General features: G+C 45.7%; 13 protein-coding genes and 1 riboswitch. Of the genes, 9 read left to right on the top strand and 4 right to left on the bottom strand.

The window, feature by feature from the left end; genetic code table 11:
- Nucleotides 1-20: 20 nt before the first annotated feature.
- The 3 genes from G395_RS0120720 to rocD form a co-directional block, all read right to left on the bottom strand.
- Entirely contained in the window at nucleotides 21-275 is a 255-nt protein-coding gene (locus G395_RS0120720) for a GlsB/YeaQ/YmgE family stress response membrane protein (protein WP_026631826.1), read from the bottom strand.
- A gap of 63 nt (nucleotides 276-338) precedes the next feature.
- Nucleotides 339-1730, bottom strand: a complete 1392-nt coding sequence (locus G395_RS0120715) for a S41 family peptidase (protein ID WP_026631825.1) — start codon at nucleotides 1728-1730, stop codon at nucleotides 339-341.
- 6 nt (nucleotides 1731-1736) lie between these two features.
- Nucleotides 1737-2990, bottom strand: a complete 1254-nt coding sequence (gene rocD / locus G395_RS0120710) for an ornithine--oxo-acid transaminase (RefSeq protein ID WP_026631824.1) — start codon at nucleotides 2988-2990, stop codon at nucleotides 1737-1739.
- Between the two features lie 81 nt (nucleotides 2991-3071).
- Nucleotides 3072-3167: riboswitch (TPP riboswitch) on the top strand.
- Nucleotides 3168-3205: 38 nt separating this feature from the next.
- Between rocD and G395_RS0120705 the strand changes: the two genes are divergently transcribed.
- The 5 genes from G395_RS0120705 (at nucleotide 3206) to G395_RS0120685 (ending at nucleotide 8461) form a co-directional block, all read left to right on the top strand.
- Nucleotides 3206-5656, top strand: coding sequence for a TonB-dependent receptor (locus tag G395_RS0120705; RefSeq protein ID WP_026631823.1), 2451 nt, complete (start codon nucleotides 3206-3208; stop codon nucleotides 5654-5656).
- A gap of 101 nt (nucleotides 5657-5757) precedes the next feature.
- Nucleotides 5758-6432, top strand: coding sequence for a DUF433 domain-containing protein (locus G395_RS0120700; protein WP_026631822.1), 675 nt, complete (start codon nucleotides 5758-5760; stop codon nucleotides 6430-6432).
- Nucleotides 6429-6830: a PIN-like domain-containing protein gene (locus tag G395_RS0120695; RefSeq protein WP_026631821.1), complete on the top strand. Its 402-nt coding sequence runs from the start codon at nucleotides 6429-6431 to the stop codon at nucleotides 6828-6830. The genes G395_RS0120700 and G395_RS0120695 overlap by 4 nt, the downstream gene beginning before the upstream one ends.
- Before the next feature lie 62 nt (nucleotides 6831-6892).
- Complete coding sequence (gene hemE / locus G395_RS0120690) at nucleotides 6893-7918, top strand: uroporphyrinogen decarboxylase (protein ID WP_026631820.1); 1026 nt, start codon at nucleotides 6893-6895, stop codon at nucleotides 7916-7918.
- 12 nt (nucleotides 7919-7930) lie between these two features.
- Nucleotides 7931-8461, top strand: coding sequence for a D-glycero-alpha-D-manno-heptose-1,7-bisphosphate 7-phosphatase (locus tag G395_RS0120685; protein ID WP_026631819.1), 531 nt, complete (start codon nucleotides 7931-7933; stop codon nucleotides 8459-8461).
- 236 nt (nucleotides 8462-8697) lie between these two features.
- Here the strand turns inward: G395_RS0120685 and G395_RS0120675 are convergent, their stop codons facing one another.
- The gene (locus G395_RS0120675) at nucleotides 8698-10179 is read right to left on the bottom strand and encodes a type III PLP-dependent enzyme domain-containing protein (protein ID WP_026631817.1); all 1482 of its coding nucleotides are present in this window, start codon (nucleotides 10177-10179) and stop codon (nucleotides 8698-8700) included.
- Between the two features lie 344 nt (nucleotides 10180-10523).
- Between G395_RS0120675 and G395_RS0120665 the strand changes: the two genes are divergently transcribed.
- The 4 genes from G395_RS0120665 to G395_RS0120650 are packed head-to-tail and all read left to right on the top strand — an operon-like array spanning nucleotide 10524 to nucleotide 17152.
- A complete protein-coding gene (locus G395_RS0120665) occupies nucleotides 10524-11150 on the top strand; it encodes a TetR/AcrR family transcriptional regulator (protein WP_026631816.1) in 627 nt (208 codons plus the stop codon).
- Nucleotides 11140-12501 (top strand): TolC family protein, encoded by a 1362-nt coding sequence (locus tag G395_RS0120660; RefSeq protein ID WP_229204241.1) that lies wholly within the window; start codon nucleotides 11140-11142, stop codon nucleotides 12499-12501. Before G395_RS0120665 ends, G395_RS0120660 begins: the two co-directional genes overlap by 11 nt.
- Nucleotides 12502-12551: 50 nt before the next feature.
- Nucleotides 12552-13688 (top strand): efflux RND transporter periplasmic adaptor subunit, encoded by a 1137-nt coding sequence (locus G395_RS0120655; protein ID WP_026631814.1) that lies wholly within the window; start codon nucleotides 12552-12554, stop codon nucleotides 13686-13688.
- 32 nt (nucleotides 13689-13720) lie between these two features.
- Nucleotides 13721-17152: an efflux RND transporter permease subunit gene (locus G395_RS0120650; protein ID WP_026631813.1), complete on the top strand. Its 3432-nt coding sequence runs from the start codon at nucleotides 13721-13723 to the stop codon at nucleotides 17150-17152.
- The last annotated feature ends 108 nt before the right edge of the window (nucleotides 17153-17260 follow it).

The following is a 17260-nucleotide window of genomic DNA, read 5'->3' as shown; positions in this document are numbered from 1 at the left end:
TACATTTTACGATAGGCCGGTTAAGACCTTGTGCTAAACTTTCTATAAATAAAGAGCAAAATTACCGCTCCTAAAATCGCTATAAAAAGACTTCCGATATTGAAACCATCCACTGTTCCGTAGCCCAGCATGGAAGAAATCCAGCCACCTATGACTGCACCCGCGATACCAATCAAAATAGTAACGATAAAGCCCCCCGGATCTTTTCCCGGGTGAATGGCTTTTGCAATTGCGCCCGCAATGAGGCCGACGATGATCCATGTTATGATTCCCATAAAGCTCAGTTTAGTTTAATGTTTGTTTGCAGCATTAATTACAAAAACTGTGCCCTCGGATATCTATTTATCATAGAACATATTGCTGCCGCCCGCTTTCCGACTGATTGTCGATATAATCTCCTGATCCTCTTCCTCCTGCACTGTCCGGGCATTTTTTTGTCTAACAATGCGGTTTCCGGTGATCTTGAAAAGCGCCTCACCCAGCAATGGGTCTTTGGGATTCCCGTAAGGATAAAGCACGTTGCCTTCGCTGGCCGCAATGTCCGGCGTAAAACCGACGCTGTAATCCGACTTTTTATCCTTATTCAAAGATTTTGAAACAATAGGCTGCAAGCCCCATTTCACTTTCTTTTTAGAATCTGTCAACGTCACCGAACCCACATTCTTGCCAACCGTTTTCCCGCCAACGAGCGTCACATTCATATAAGGTTTCAAGCCATTGATCAACAACTCACTCGCGGAAGCCGAGCGCGACGACACCAGGAAAACCACGTCATTCAGCTGATTACCAATGTTCTGGCTTTTGCTGGCAAACTTGTCATAGAAATAAGTTTCACCGAATTTCTTCATGTTCGTTTCCGTAACCTCGGTGTTGTATTCTTTGTAATAAAAAATATCGCTGGCCGTCGCTTTGGCGATAAGACTCGCAAAATTGGTCGCAGAGCTCACATAACCGCCCGGGTTATAGCGCAAGTCCACGATCAACGCATTGACATTCGCATCTTTGAATTTGGTAAAAATAGCATCCAGCTTCTTGTCATATTGCTTATTGTCGGCTTGGTAAGGCTCCGGAATGAACTGATGGTAAACCACATAGCCGATCCGGTTTGTGCCAATGTTGTAAAGCGTGTCAAAGAAAACAGGATCTTCCTGCAACACCACCGGCGTAACGTCACGCTTGGTTGTGCCGTCCGTCAATACATCATCGGCTGAGAGCGTCGCCAATGTATAAGTAAGCTTTTCCTGTGAATTCAGGAGCTTGCTGTAATTGCTGCCGGTAAGTTTCTGATCGTTAATGCTATTAAAAATATCGCCCCTTTTGAAGCCCGCTTTGGCCGCGGGGGAATCGGGCAGCACGTAAAGCACCACGCCGATCACATTCTGGCTGCCTGTTGGGAAATAAGTCAGCTTATATTCCATCCCGGACGCCTTCGACTGGCCTCCCAGGGAAGCTTCCAGCTCCTCGGCGCTTTCCTGAATCCAGGAAAAGCGGTCTCCGTCGGGCCGCAATGTGGCGTCGTATTTATAAAGCAATGATTCAAAAAACGAGGCGGGATCTTTGGTATAATCTGGTTTGGTCGTCATGTTATCATTCCAGTAATACCAATATTTCATGTTTTCATAAATCCACTGATTCGTCTCCGTTTCAGTCGCGGGATCTATGTTTTTTTCTTTGCAAGAAAGCACCGCCGCACTCGTCAGCAGGATGGCCAGAAATAGTTTTATTTTCATAAACGGCTACGCATTTTCTAAAAATACCTGCTCTATAATGTCACAAGCCTCATTCATTTGTTCTTCGTTGATAACCAAAGGCGGTGCAAAGCGGATTTTGTTGCCATGCGTGGGCTTACAGAGCAACCCTTTTTCCATCATTTTGTAACAAAGATCCATGGCCGTGTGGCTGTCTTCCGTATCATTGATCACGATCGCATTCAAAAGACCCTTTCCTCTAACGACTTCAATCAGAGAACATTGCTTTTGCAAATCCATTATTCTGTTTCTGAAAAGCTGGCCCATTTTCTCAGCATTATCTGCCAGATTTTCGTCAATAACAACCTGCAAAGCCGCCACTGTGACCGCACAAGCCAGAGGATTTCCGCCATATGTCGAACCGTGCTCGCCCGGCCCAATTGTGAGCATCACTTCATCATCCGCCAACGCTGCCGAAACGGGCATTACGCCCCCGGAAAGCGCTTTTCCAAGCACCAGAATGTCCGGCTTCACGCCTTCCCAATCGCAGGCAAGGCGTTTCCCTGTTCGCCCGATGCCTGTTTGCACTTCGTCGGCGATGAAAAGCACATTGTATTTGGTACAGAGGTCCCGGACGCCTTTGAGATAACCCTCCTGAGGAACTACGACGCCAGCCTCGCCCTGGATCGGCTCGACCATAAAACCCGCAATGTTCGGATCGGATTTAAATGCATTTTCCAATGCTTCCAGATCATCAAAAGGGATTATTTCAAAACCTGGCAAAAACGGCCCGTAATCATTCGTGCTCGAAGGATCCGTGGAAGCAGAAATCGCAGCCAATGTTCTTCCCCAGAAATTGCCCGAAGCGTAAATCGTTTTGGCCTTATTGGGTTCAATTCCTTTTACTTTATAAGCCCATTTTCGCGTCAGCTTCAAAGCCGTTTCCCCGCCTTCCACGCCGGAATTCATCATTAATGCTTTATCAAACCCAAAATATTCGCAAAGAAACTTTTCACATTCACCCAGCTTATCATTATAAAAAGCCCGCGAAGTAAGCGTCAGCTTCTGCGCCTGCGCGATCATCGCCTCTACAATTTTCGGATGACAATGTCCCTGACTTACAGCACTATAAGCAGACAAAAAATCCAGATATTGCTTCCCTTCCACATCCCACACATGCACACCCAGCCCGCGTTCCAGCACGACGGGCATCGGCTTATAATTATGCGCCCCATAGCGATATTCCAGTTCCATCGCCGCCCGCGAAGCATTCAATTCAATTGTGTCTGTATAGCTCGTCATTCTTGAAGTCAGGTTGGTTTTATATGTTATGTAAAAATAAGGAAAAGCTTGAAATTTCGTCGCTGTGGCGTAGCTTTGCGGGATAATCTCAAGGGGTGCCCTACCGAACGGGCTGAGATCAAACCCATGAACCTGATCCGGGTAATGCCGGCGTAGGGAGAGAAAAAGCAACCATTTGATAGGTGGCCCCTGCCTGTTGTAACCCAAAAATCGCAATGCGAAACGTTACTACCTATCTGTTTATATTCATAATCAGCATTTTATCATTTTGTTCTGCGTTCGCGCAACGCTCCATTTCGGGCCGCGTTACCGATACGGAAGATGGAAAACCACTGCCCGGCGCAACCATCAAGGCAGGCGAAATCCGCGGCACGCAGACCGATGGTTCAGGAAATTTCAGCTTAAAGAACATTGCAGAGAACATTGCCATCCTCGAAATTTCCTATATCGGTTACCAGACTCAAAAACTTCCTCTTTCCTCCGAAAACCAATTAGAAATAAAGCTTTCCAAAAGCACATTCCAAGCGGATGAAGTGATCGTTAACGCCACCCGCGCCAACGACAAATCGGCCATGGCATACAGCACGGTTTCTGCCGAAGCCATTGATAAACAAAACCTTGGACAAGATTTACCCGTCTTGCTCAACTTCACGCCTTCGCTCGTGAGCACAAGTGATGCGGGTGCGGGCATCGGTTACTCGGGCATCCGCATACGCGGCTCGGATGCGACGCGCATTAATGTGACGGTGAACGGAATTCCTTACAATGATGCGGAAAGCCAGGGTGTTTTTTGGGTTAATATGCCGGATTTTGCTTCGTCGGTAAGCAGCATTCAAATCCAGCGTGGCGTGGGCACTTCTACCAATGGCGCTGGGGCTTTCGGGGCTTCGGTGAACATTAATACAAATGCATTTCGCGAGGAAGCTTATGCGGAGCTGAACAATTCTTACGGCTCATTCAATACATTCAAAAACACATTGAAAGTCGGTTCCGGGCTGATTAAGGATAAATTCACCTTTGATGCAAGACTATCGCGGGTGTCGTCGGATGGTTATGTGGACCGGGCTTCTTCGGAATTGCATTCTTATTATTTGTCAGGAGGATTTTTTGGTAAAAAGAGCTTTGTGCGGGTGAATGTATTTTCCGGGAATGAGCGGACTTACCAATCCTGGAATGGCGTGCCGGAAGCCAAGTTACGCGGCGATCGGGAAGGCGTTTTGAGCTACATTGATCGCAATGGCCTAGGCGAAAAAGATGCGCAGAACCTGCTCGATTCGGATAACCGGACTTACAATTCCTACACTTATAAGAATGAGGTGGATAATTACCGCCAGGATCACTACCAGATCGTCTCATCGCATAATCTGAGCGATAAATGGATCTTTAACCTCAATGCATTTCTGGTTCGTGGCTTGGGTTATTATGAGCAATCCAGAATGGGCGACGATTACAGCAATTACAATTTGCCCAATGTGGTTATCGGCCAGGATACGCTTACGAGCACGGATCTGATCCGTCGCCGCTGGCTGGACAATTACTTTTACGGCTCCACATTTTCATTGGAATACAATAGTTTCAAAAAGCTGACTGCCAGCTTTGGAGGCGGCTACAACTATTACGACGGCGACCACTACGGACGCATCGTCTGGGCGCGGAATTCCGGGAACATTGAAAACGACCATCAATATTATTACAGCAAAGGCATTAAGAAGGATTTCAACATTTACGGAAAAGTTTACTATCAACTGACGCCCAAACTCAATGCATTCGCCGATTTACAGTTCAGAAATGTGAGTCACAACATTAAGGGCACGGACAATGATCAGATCGCCCTGGCAACGGACGAGGCCTATTCTTTTTTTAATCCAAAAGCAGGCTTAACCTATCAATTGGCGGATCAAAGCTCGGTTTATGCATCTTATAGTGTTGGAAACCGCGAGCCTAACCGGGACGATTTTGCTTCATCGACGGCTGGTTTGTTTCCAAAAAGTGAACAGCTGCAGAATGTGGAAGCAGGTTTCAAAACGCAGCGCGGCATCTGGGCTTTCTCGGCGAACTATTATTTGATGGCTTATAAAAATCAACTCGTATTAACCGGCCAGATCAATGACGTGGGCAACGCTATCCGAGTAAATGTGCCAAAAAGTTACCGCATGGGCATTGAGCTGGAAGGCGCCATTGCATTGAGCAAAGCCTTAAAATGGAATGTAAACGCAACGTTCAGCCAAAACAAGATCAATAATTTCACCGAGTATGTCATTAATTACGACACCGGCGATTACAACATAATCAACCACGGAAAATCCGACATTTCTTTCTCGCCCAACGCCATCGCCGGAAGCCAGCTAACTTACATTATCAGGAAAGACCTGGAACTAGCATTGCTAAGCAAATATGTTAGCAAGCAATATCTCGACAACACTTCGTCCGAAACCCGCAAACTCGACGCCTATTTCACCAACGACCTGCGCCTTTCCTGGACCATCCGGCCAAGCTGGGCGCGCGAAATTTCCTTCAACCTGCTCGTCAACAATGTGCTGGAAGAAAAATACGAATCCAACGGATATACGTACGGATATTTCGCAGGCGGCGCATTAACGCAGGAGAATTTCTACTTCCCGCAAGCCGGCAGGAATTTTCTGGTTGGGGTGAATTTTAGGTTTTGATATGCCGCTTGAAAAGTCTGTGCGCGCAAGTCGTGGATTGTCTATAAATTGATTTAAGTTTGGATATTACTTAGACCAATTTTCACACTATTTCTTAAAAAATGACCTACGAAAATCAAACCACATTTGGGTTAGGAACTGGTCTTTACACCGTTCCTGATATTTCCTCCATATTGAACCTGCCTCAGCCGAAGGTCAGAAGGTGGCTTAAAGAATATTGGAACAATCGATTTGCAGAGCATCATCAACAACCATTTTCCAGCGGTTCGGGAAGTGAATTAGTGACGAACTTCTATACATTGATTGAGTTCTTCGCATTTTACCAGCTTAGGCAGGAAGGTGTGACTACGCAAAAGATCATTAAGGCTCACAATGTGCTTAGCGAAACATTTGAAACGCAATACCCATTTGCGAAGTCTAATATATTTACCGACGGCCGTCATGTATTGTTTACGGGTAAAGTCGGTGAAATAATCAAGGCTGACGAGACTTTACAGATAACTATTAAGGAGGTTTTTGAGCCTTTTTGCAAGAAAATAGATTTCAACAAGAATGACCTTGCTGAGCGATTTTTTCCGCTAGGAAAAGACCATAGCATTGTAATTGATCCGAAAAGGCAGTTTGGGCGGCCTGTGATTGGCACTACCAATATTCTTTCCGAAAGTGTTTTCAACTTATTCCGCGGTGGCGAGCCAGTTGAAGTGATCCAACGACTTAATGACTTGACACAGGCCCAGGTGAAAGATGCGATTTCCTATCATCAGCATGCGGCATGACCAGGATTTATATAGACGAAAACATCTCCCCACACATCGCATCAGCATTGGATATTTTAGAAAAACCGCTTGGTTCCGACTTTGAGGTTGTTTCCATTATAAGTGTCTTTGGCAGAGGCGCTTTGGACGAGGAAGGGTTGCCTAAAATCGGTGCGGAAGGTGCAGTAGTCATTACGCAGGACCTGAACATTCACAGAACAAAAAGTCAGCGAATGCTTTTTAAAGAACATCAGGTTGGTGTCTTTTTTTTAAGCCCTCCTTCCAAAAACGGCTACCATTATTGGGAAATGGTTGAACAGATCATTAAACGCTGGCAGGAGATCAGAAAGCTGTGCCGAGAGCGACGGCCATTTGCCTTTCGCTGCACTTCCAGAAGCAGCAATTTCGAGCGGTTGTAATCGATGCACTTTTCTTGATAAATTAAGGTGTGGGCTTGCCGCTTTCTGCCTAACTTTGCCCTATGAAATTGAAAAATGATCTTTTGCTTCGGGCAGCGCGTGGGGAGAAAACGGAACGCACGCCCGTTTGGATGATGCGGCAGGCGGGCCGGATTTTGGCTGAATACAGGGCCGTTCGCGAGAAGGCCGGAAGTTTTATAAAATTGGCAACAACGCCGGAAATGGCGGCTGAGGTTACATTGCAACCTGTTGATTTGCTGGGTGTTGATGCAGCCATTATATTTTCTGACATTCTGGTGATCCCAGAAGCGATGGGGTTGCCCTATGAAATGGTGGAAAAAAGCGGGCCAATTTTCCCTGCAACGGTTCATACAATTCAAGATCTTGACAGACTGCACATTGCGGAGCCGGAAACGGATTTGAAATATGTGCTGGATGCGATTAAGCTCACAAAAGAAGGCCTATACGGACGTGTTCCATTGATCGGTTTTGCGGGAGCGCCTTTCACGATTTTCTGTTACATGACAGAAGGCAAAGGCTCGAAAACTTTCTCGGTTGCCAAAAAACACCTTTACGCGGATCCTGAATTCTCGCATTTATTACTTCAGAAAATAACGGACAGCACCATTGCTTACCTCAAGGCGCAGGTTGTAGCAGGCGCTAACCTGGTCCAGATCTTCGATTCATGGGCCGGAATCCTATCTCCTGAGCAATACAATACATTTTCTTTGCCCTATATCAAGCAGATCTGTGACGCCATTGATGAAGTGCCCGTTACAGTTTTTGCCAAAGGCGCATTCTTCGCGCGGAAGGCGATTAGCGAGCTAAACTGCTCAGTGGTTGGCCTGGATTGGAACATGGACATTGCCGAGTCGCGCGAGCTGATTCCTAACAAAACGCTGCAAGGAAACCTGGATCCTTGTGTGCTGTATGCTTCGTATGACCAGATCCGGAAAGAGGTGAAAAACATGGTGCAACAATTTGGCACCCAGCGCTATATCGCTAATCTGGGCCACGGGGTTTACCCGGACACAGATCCCGATAAAGTGCGTTGTTTCATCGAATCGGTTAAAGAATTTTCTTCTTAGTCACTCCTTTTTATGTCTTCACACAAAACAAAATGCATCTTCCTCGACCGCGACGGAGTGCTGAATGAGGATTGCCCGGATTATTTATACGAGCTGGAAAAACTGGTAATTCCCGAGGGTGTTCCAGAGGCGCTTAAAGCTTTCAAAAAAGCAGGATTTCTGCTCATTGTAGTGACAAATCAGGCGGGGATTGCAAAGGGACTTTACACGGCAGATAATGTTCATGCGATCCACGAAGCGATGCAAAAAGTCTCCGATAACGCATTGGACGACCTTTATTTTTCGCCGTATCACCCGAGCATTTCAGGCGTTTCGCTTTCCAGGAAACCGGGGTCGCTTATGCTAGAAAAGGCGATTGCGAAATATAATATAGATGTAACACAGTCCTGGATGATCGGGGACCGGGACAGGGATATGGAGGCTGGGAAAAATGCGGGTGTGAGAACAATTCAGATTGTTCCCGAAAATGAAGCCTCAACAGGCGATTTCGCTGCTGTAAGTTTGTTTGAGGCAGCTAAAATAATCCTGGAAGGTAAAATTTAGACTCTTTCAGCTGCGACTGGCTGCGTTATTTTCTGCTTAGAACCGTAAGCCGGGCAAGCATGTTTAGTGCAAGATGCAAATGCAAGCGAACCGCAAATAGTAAGGAGAAGTAATAACTTTTTCATTTTCCTGTTCGTGTAAAATTTTGTCACCGCAAAAATATAAAAAATAATTCTTTGAATGAGCGTTTTAGTTGGACTAATAACGAACTCATTCAAAGAACTTTATATCAAAGGTCAGATTTTTGTTTCGACCAATTCTTCCTCTTCGTCGATCGGCTGCATTTCCGTTCCGACATTCTTTTCAGGAACCACAAACGATTCTTCTTTGAAACCTAAGATTTTAAGCATCGAATCGCTGTTCTGCTCTTCTGCAAAAACGCGCGTTACAATCTTGCCATCCTCATCCTTATCCACCAAAACGTGTTTAGGAGCCGGAATCAGGCAGTGCTGAATGCCACCGTAACCGCCCAGAGATTCCTGGTAAGCGCCAGTGTGGAAGAATCCAATGTATTGTTTTTCCGAATCCTCTTCAAAAATCGGCATATACAAGTCGGCGCTGTGCATTTCGCTGTTGTAAAAATCCTGCGAATCACACGTTAATCCACCCAGATTGACCTTTTGATAAGGACTATCCCAGTTATTGATCGGCAGCATAATGTATTTCTGGTTCATGCCCCAAGAATCGGGAAGCTGCGTGATGAACGAGCCATTGATCATATACCAAAGCTCCTTATCATTTTGCAGCTTTTTATCAATGATTTCATAGATAACCGCACCACTTTCACCCACTGTATAACTGCCGAATTCCGTGAAAATATGCGGAACAGGAACATTGTTCTTGTTACAGATCCACTGAATGTTCTCAATAATCTCGTCGATCATCTGCTGATAATCGTAGCCTGCTTGCAACGAAGTCTGAATGGGCAAGCCGCCGCCTATGTCGATGGAATCCAGTTCAGGACAAATTTTCTGCATTTCGCAGTATTTGAACATAAACCGGGTTAATTCGCTCCAGTAATAAGCACTGTCTTTGATCCCCGTATTAATGAAGAAATGCAGCATTTTGAGCTTAAACCGGGGATTCGGTTCAATTTTTTCCTTATAAAGCTGCTGCACATCATTATAACGGATCCCCAGACGCGACGTATAAAAAGCAAAGTTTGGCTCCTCATCCGTTGCAATACGCATCCCAAAATTGACCGTATCGGCTGTAACCTGCTGTTCGTATGATTCAATTTCTTTGAGGTTATCCAAAATGGGGATAACATTGAACCCTTCGTTGATCAACTCGCTGAGATACTGCGTGTAACGTGGCAGCTTGTAACCATTGGCAAGCACGTAAGTGTTTTTGGTTACCTTACCCCGGCGATACAATTCGCGGATAATGGGAACATCAAAAGACGAAGAAGTTTCGAGATGTATATTATGCTTCAAAGCCTCTTCCAGCACGAAGCTGAAATGCGAAGATTTGGTGCAATAACAATAAGTGTAGCTTCCTTTGTAATTATGTCTTTTGAAAGCATTCCGAAAAAACATGTTTGCGTTCTCGATATGCTCGCCTATTTTCGGCAAATAATTGATTTTTAACGGCGTACCATGTTCTTTGATGATATCCATCAGTGGTACATTGTTGAACAGCAACTCATTATTATCAACATTGAATTCCATTGTAGGAAACTCGAATGTCTGCTGAATCAGGTCAATGTAGCTTTTCATTGATTTGTTTGTCGCGATAGCAATTAGTGAATTGGAAGTTAATAACTAAGACAAAAGACCCGAAAATTGGTCAGAATATGTGTCATTTCCAAACATCAGCAAGATGTAAATCATTCCCTCACCGGCGCATTTTATCTGGGGATTTGCCAAGTTCATACCTGAAATTTTCCGCTTAATAAGTTTTTGATTGGTCAAACAGACAATACGGACCTACTTTTGAGCTTCTCAGTGCTGGTATGCTATCCTAACCGTCTGAATGCAAGCACATAGGGAACGGCAGAAAACTTTCAGCATTTTCTAAGTTTTCTTAGTTTATTTCGAGTTAATATTTCAAATTTGCTTTCGTGAAAGAGCGAATTATAAAATCAGCCCTAAATCTATTCTGGCGCTATGGAATCAAGAGCGTTACCATGGATGATATTGCCAAAGATCTGGGGATTTCAAAACGGACCATTTACCAGCATTATTCCGACAAAGAGGCCATTCTGGCATTGGTGATCCAAAATGAAATTATGGATCAAAAGTGCGAAATGGAGAAACTGGATGAGAAAGCAGCGAACCCGATCGAGCAAATGATGTATGCATCGGCACAAATGCGGGACACGCTTTCCAACATGAACCCGGCTTTGCTTTACGACCTGAAAAAATATTATCCGACGGCGTGGGAGCAATTTGAAACATATAAACATGAATTCCTGCTCAAAAGCATTCGCGAGAACTTGATTACCGGCATTGAACAGGGGCTTTACAGGCCTGATATAGATGTAGATGTACTTGCATTGCTTCGTATAGAACAGATAGTTATGGCTTTTGACCCGACTATTTTTCCGCAGAAAAAATTTAACATGATGCATACCCAGATGCAGTTCCTGCTCCACTTTTTGAGGGGCGTTTTATCGGAAAAAGGATTTGAATATTACAACACCATAAAAGACAGATCAGCAATTGAAATCAATACCCATGAAAAATGAACAAATAATACTCCGCAGCCTGATGCTGCTGGCGATTTTACTCGGCTTCGGCCCGCTCCGCGCGCAGGATTTTTCCCTGGAACAAGCCGTGGATTACGCGATCAAGCATAATTTGAACATTAAAAATGCACAACTGGATGCAACGTCGGCCGAAGCACGCATTGGTGAAATCCGCGCGGCTGGTCTGCCGCAGGTAAACGCAACTGTTTCCGTAACCAATAACATTATTATACCGCGATTTTTCCTTCCCGGAGGCAGTTTGGATCCCAACACCCCGCCGGACGCCCCGCCTGCGGCTCTTGAATTCGGTATTCCATGGCAGGGCGCAGCATCCGCTAATTTAAACCAGCTTATTTTCAATGGTTCTTACTTTATTGGCCTGAAAGCTGCTGCAACTTATCGTGAACTGGCGCAGAAAAGCACAACTTCATCGAAAGTGTCCGTGGCAGAGGCGGTTACAAAAGCATATTATTCTGCGCAAGTGGCAGAAGAACGGGCCAAGCTACTTGACCTCAACATTTCCCGCGTGGATTCGCTCATGCGTGAGACCAAGGCGATGAATGCCAGCGGTTTCGTGGAGCTCCTGGATGTAAACCGTTTGGAAGTGCAGATCAACAACCTGCAAACAGAACGTCAAAAGGTCCAGAATCTCATCGAACTTAGTTATGCGCTGTTGAAATTTCAAATGGGAATGCCTGCTAATGAGCCTATTAAGCTGACCGACGACATTAATGCAGTGAATGTGGATTCGCTGAGAGCAGAATCTGCAAACTCAGAACTTAGCTACGAAAACCGCATTGAATACTCGTTGCTGAATACACAGGAAAAATTAGCCGGCCTTGATCTGCGTAATGTAAGGAGCGGTTACCTGCCTAGTGTATCGGCTTCTTTGGGCTACGGATACAATGCTGGTGCAGACAAATTTTCACAATTATTTACCAACAACTGGTTTCCCAACATGGTGCTGGCGATCAACCTGAACATTCCGATTTTCGACGGTTTTTCAAAAAAATATCAGATTAACCAGAAAAAGATCGCGATTGACAAGGTTAAAAACAGCCAGACATTGCTGAAACAGTCGATTGATCTGGAAAATAACCAGGCGAGCATTAACATTAAAAATGCCTTTGCAACGCTGGAAACGCAGAAGCGCAACCTGACGCTGGCCGAAGAAATTGTAAGGGTTTCGAAAATCAAATACAAAGAAGGTGTTGGGTCAAACATTGAGGTGATCAACGCGGAATCTTCCCTGAAAGAAGCTCAAACCAATTACTTCACCGCATTATATGATCTGATGATCGCAAAAGTGGACCTGAGCAGAGCCAAAGGCGAACTTTATACTGAAAAATAAGCATCACATTAACACGAAAACAAAACTTGAAACTGCTATTTACCTACATCATGAAACGACATATTTTAATTATTACAGCCATGACCGTCCTGCTTTCAGCATGCGGCGGAGGAGAAAAGAAAGAAGGTGTGGCAGGCAAGAAAGAAGAGCTTGCCAAGCTGAAAGCGGAGCGTGCAGAGACTGAGAAAAAGATCAAAGCGCTTGAAATCGAGATCACGAAATTGGATCCAAACAAAGCCGCCGAGGCGAAAGTAAAGCCGGTCAGCATCGACACATTAAATGCAGAAACATTCCGCCATTACGTGGAATTGCAGGGAACTGTGGATGCCAAAAACAATGTGCTGGTAACGCCGAAATCGGGCGGCGCTGTGGTGGCCATGTATGTCAAAGAAGGCGATTACGTGAAAGCGGGAGGCATTATTGGTAAAATCGACAACAGCATTTTGACGGAATCTATCGAGGAGCTGAAAACGCAGATGTCGCTTGCCAACACGATCTACGAAAAGCAGAAAAACCTTTGGGACCAAAAGATCGGAACAGAGATTCAATATCTGCAAGCCAAAAACAACAAAGAGGCTTTGGAAAGAAAGATGAGCACTTTGAATGCACAATTATCGCAGACCAACATTGTGTCGCCGATGGCCGGCGTGGTGGATATGGTTAATGTGAAAGTAGGCGAAATGGCTTCTCCGGGTGTAGGGGTGGTGAGGATTGTGAATCTGAGCAATCTGAAAGTGACTGCAAAAGTGTCTGACACTTATGCTGCCAGTGTGAAAAAAGGTGATGAAGTGATCGTGAAATTTCCTGATTTGAAAAAGGAATATAAGGCGAGAATCACTTTCGTAAGCACTGCGGTGGATCCTTTGTCGCGGACATTCACAATTGAAGCCAACTTGCCAACGAGCAAGGACATTAAGCCAAACATGATGGCACAGGTGCAGATCAATGATGCGATCAGCAAGAATGCATTGGCGATTGATCAGAATTATGTTCAGAGCACTGAAAAAGGAAATGTTGTATATGTGGCTGTAACCGAAGGCAATAAGAAAGTAGCCAAGGCAAAAGAGGTGAAAACGGGATTGAGCTACAACGGAAAAGTTGAAATCCTTTCGGGCCTCACCGCGGGCGACCAGCTGATCACATTGGGTTACCAGGAAGTCTCCGACGGTCAGCCGATAAGCTATTAAGGGCTATTTATCTCATTCAACATTAGCTATTTATGAAATTTAACGAATATAAAACCTTAGGCTTTACCAACTGGTGCGTAGAGAATCGGACAACGATTTACATCTTTACGTTCATCATTACGCTTGCCGGGTTTATGGTCTATAATAACCTGCCCAAAGAGCAGTTTCCGGATATAAAGATCCCGCAGATCTATATCAACACGATTTACTTCGGAACGGCGCCAGCGGATATTGAAAACACGATCAACAAACCCATTGAGAAGCAGCTGAAATCGCTCAATGGTGTTAAAAAGATCAAGTCTAATGCATTGCAGGATGTTTCTGTAATCCTGGTAGAATTTACGCCGGATGTGGCTGTGGAAGTTGCATTGCAGCGAGTCCGGGATGCGATTGACAAGGCCAAAACCGACTTGCCGCAAAACCTCGATTCGGGTCCCACAGCCCAGGACGTGAACTTCTCGGAGTTCCCGATCATGAACGTGAACATTGCGGGTAACTTCTCACTGAAACAATTAAAGCAATACGCAGAAGATTTGCAGGACGGAATTGAAGCATTGCCAGAAATTACGCGTGTGGATATCTTGGGTGCATTGAACCGCGAAATCCAGATCAATGTAAATCTGGACCGCATGAAATCGTCCGGTCTGACGTTTTTTGATATCCAAAGTGCAATTCAGAGTGAGAACATTAACGTTTCAGGTGGTGAGCTGAATGTGCAGGGTGTGCGCAGGACGCTTCGTGTAAAAGGTGAGTATACCAATGTTGCGGATATGGCGAACATTCGCATCCGCACGGCAACCGGCGCAACCGTGCGCCTGGGCGACGTGGCCGAAGTGTCTGATAACTTTGAAGAACAGCAGGATTTTGCCCGTTTGGCGAACAAAACGGTAATCACATTGAACGTCATCAAACGTTCCGGTGAAAACCTGGTGGACGCTGCTGACAAGATCGAGGACGTAATCGCAGAATTCAAAGAAAACCGCTTTCCTCCTGGCTTGGACGTAAAAATCACAGCCGATCAATCCATCCAGACGCGCGCTGATTTGCATGACCTTATAAACACGGTTGTGCTCGGATTTATCTTCGTGGTAATGGTGCTTATGTTCTTCATGGGTGTCCGTGACGCAATTTTCGTAGGACTTTCCGTGCCGCTTTCTGCATTGGTTGCATTCGTTATGATGCCGATCATCGGGCCGTTGGTAGGAACCGAATTTACATTGAATACAATCGTTCTTTTCGCCTTCTTGCTCGGGATAGGGCTTGTGGTGGATGACGCGATCGTGGTTATTGAGAACACGCACCGCTTGTTCAACAACCATAAAGACTGGACAATCCAGCAGGCAGTAAAAGCGGCGGCGGGTGAAGTATTTATTCCCGTTCTTTCCGGAACATTAACGACCATTGCGCCATTCTTCCCGCTGCTTTTCTGGACGGGTATAGTTGGGGAATTTATGAAATTCATGCCGCTGACGCTCATTATTACGCTCGGAGCGTCGCTGTTTGTAGCTTATGTGATGAACCCGGTTTTCGCCGTTTCGTTCATGGGCCGCCATGATGATGAGAAGGAAGCGCATGACACCAGTTTCAAGGGAATCCGCCGGCCATTAATTATCCTCGCAGTAGCGGCGATAATCGGTTATCTGATCGACCGCGGCGTGGGTAACTTCTTCATATTTATCCTGATCCTCTGGATTTTCAATCATTATATTCTGACACCTAGAATCCTTGTTCCCTTCCAGGATCGCCTGTTACCGGCTTTGAAAAACAACTATCGCAAGCTGATCGACTGGCTGTTGCGCGGATGGAGACCGGTTGTCGCGATTGCAATTGTATTCGGACTTTTGATCTTCACATTTGTCCTGACCGGCATAGTGCAGCCCAAAGTGCTTTTCTTCCCAAGCGGTGACCCGGATTATGTGTATGTGTACAATAAAATGCCAATCGGAACGGATGCGCGTGTGACGGATTCTGTGACCAAAATCATTGAAAAGAAGGTTTTTGATGTTTTGGAAAAAGAAAAAGCCATGGATATGGTGAACTCGGTAATTGCCAACGTGGGTAAAAACGCCGGTGACCCTTACAACCCAGACCGCGCCGCAACGCCGCACAAATCGAAAGTTACCGTAGCGTTCGTTTACGGAACAGAACGCGGCGGACGTTCATCAGAAGCCATTTTACGCAAAATCCGCGAAGCTGTAAAAGGCATCCCGGGAGCGGAAATTTCGGTAGAACGCGAAGCTGTCGGACCACCAACGGGTAAGCCTATTTCGATTGAGATTTCGGGAGATGATTTTGAAGTGCTTCAAAAACTTGAAAAAAGTGTTTTGCAAAAAGTACAGCAATCGGGCATTGAAGGGATTGACCAGCTGCGTTCGGATTTGGTAACGAACAAGCCAGAGATCGTCATCGACATTGACCGTGAAAAAGCACAGCGCGAAGGCATTAGTTCGCAGCAAATCGCCCTCGCCGTCCGCACCGCACTTTTCGGTCTTGAAGTTTCGAAATTTCGCGACGATAAGGACGAATATCCGATCATGGTAAGGCTTGAAAAAGACGATCGCGAGCAAATTGAGAAGCTTTTGAGCCTAAACGTGGTTTACCGCGACATGAATATGGGCGGTGCATTGCGCCAGGTTCCAATCACGTCGGTGGCCAACATTCATTATTCCACAACATTCAGCCAGATCAACCGCCAGGACCAAAGCCGGATCGTAACATTAGGCTCGGACGTTTTGCCGGGTTACAATGCCAACGAAATCGTGGGACAAATTCAGGCACTGATCCAGGATATGGAGGTTCCGAATGGATATATCATCAAAATGGGTGGTGAACAGGAAGAGCAAAACGAATCCATGGCGTTCCTCGGAACCGCATTTGGTGCCGCGATCCTGCTGATTTATCTGATCCTCGCCACGCAGTTCAACTCGGTTGTGAAGCCATTCATTATCTTCTTCACCATCCTGTTATCACTGATCGGTGTATTGCTCGGCTTTATCATCTTCAAAAAGGATTTCTCAGTGATTATGTCCGGTGTGGGGATCATTGCACTGGCCGGGATTGTGGTGAAAAACGGGATCCTGCTCATCGAGTTTATCGAAGAGCTCCGTGGGCGCGGTTACCCGATGCGCGAAGCCATTATCGAAGGCGGGGCGATCCGTTTAACACCCGTATTGCTGACCGCCTCGGCCGCCGTGCTCGGACTTGTTCCGCTTGCATTGGGTATCACAGTGGATTTCGTAGGTCTGTTCAGAAACCTCGAACCGCATCTCATCGTCGGCGGCCCGAGCTCCATTTTCTGGAACATTCTCGCCTGGACCATCATTTTCGGACTAACATTCTCGACGATACTTACCTTGATCATGGTTCCGTGCATGTATTATGTAAACGAGCGTGTGCGGGATAAGTGGTTCAGAAAGGGCAAGCAGGAAGTTGTGAACCCGAATTGGCAAAACGAAACGATTTAGCATTAGAAAATACTGCCTGTCTCATTTTTTTTCAAATTGGAATAGGCAGTATTCCAAAAATTCCTAGATTTGCAACCCCAAAGAGTTCGGGATCTGAGTCAGCTCAGT

It is taken from the genome of Dyadobacter alkalitolerans DSM 23607 (assembly GCF_000428845.1).
Classification (GTDB): Bacteria; Bacteroidota; Bacteroidia; order Cytophagales; family Spirosomataceae; genus Dyadobacter; species Dyadobacter alkalitolerans.
The sequence above is the reverse complement of the archived record's forward strand: the minus strand, read 5'-3'. Positions and strand labels throughout refer to the sequence as shown.

Bases quoted from the DNA above. Each gene is read 5' to 3' on its own strand.
- G395_RS0120720 (WP_026631826.1), bottom strand. From the start codon at position 275: ATGGGAATCATAACATGGATCATCGTCGGCCTCATTGCGGGCGCAATT.
- G395_RS0120715 (WP_026631825.1), bottom strand. From the start codon at position 1,730: ATGAAAATAAAACTATTTCTGGCCATCCTGCTGACGAGTGCGGCGGTG.
- rocD (WP_026631824.1), bottom strand. From the start codon at position 2,990: ATGACGAGCTATACAGACACAATTGAATTGAATGCTTCGCGGGCGGCG.
- G395_RS0120705 (WP_026631823.1), top strand. From the start codon at position 3,206: ATGCGAAACGTTACTACCTATCTGTTTATATTCATAATCAGCATTTTA.
- G395_RS0120700 (WP_026631822.1), top strand. From the start codon at position 5,758: ATGACCTACGAAAATCAAACCACATTTGGGTTAGGAACTGGTCTTTAC.
- G395_RS0120695 (WP_026631821.1), top strand. From the start codon at position 6,429: ATGACCAGGATTTATATAGACGAAAACATCTCCCCACACATCGCATCA.
- hemE (WP_026631820.1), top strand. From the start codon at position 6,893: ATGAAATTGAAAAATGATCTTTTGCTTCGGGCAGCGCGTGGGGAGAAA.
- G395_RS0120685 (WP_026631819.1), top strand. From the start codon at position 7,931: ATGTCTTCACACAAAACAAAATGCATCTTCCTCGACCGCGACGGAGTG.
- G395_RS0120675 (WP_026631817.1), bottom strand. From the start codon at position 10,179: ATGAAAAGCTACATTGACCTGATTCAGCAGACATTCGAGTTTCCTACA.
- G395_RS0120660 (WP_229204241.1), top strand. From the start codon at position 11,140: ATGAAAAATGAACAAATAATACTCCGCAGCCTGATGCTGCTGGCGATT.
- G395_RS0120655 (WP_026631814.1), top strand. From the start codon at position 12,552: ATGAAACGACATATTTTAATTATTACAGCCATGACCGTCCTGCTTTCA.
- G395_RS0120650 (WP_026631813.1), top strand. From the start codon at position 13,721: ATGAAATTTAACGAATATAAAACCTTAGGCTTTACCAACTGGTGCGTA.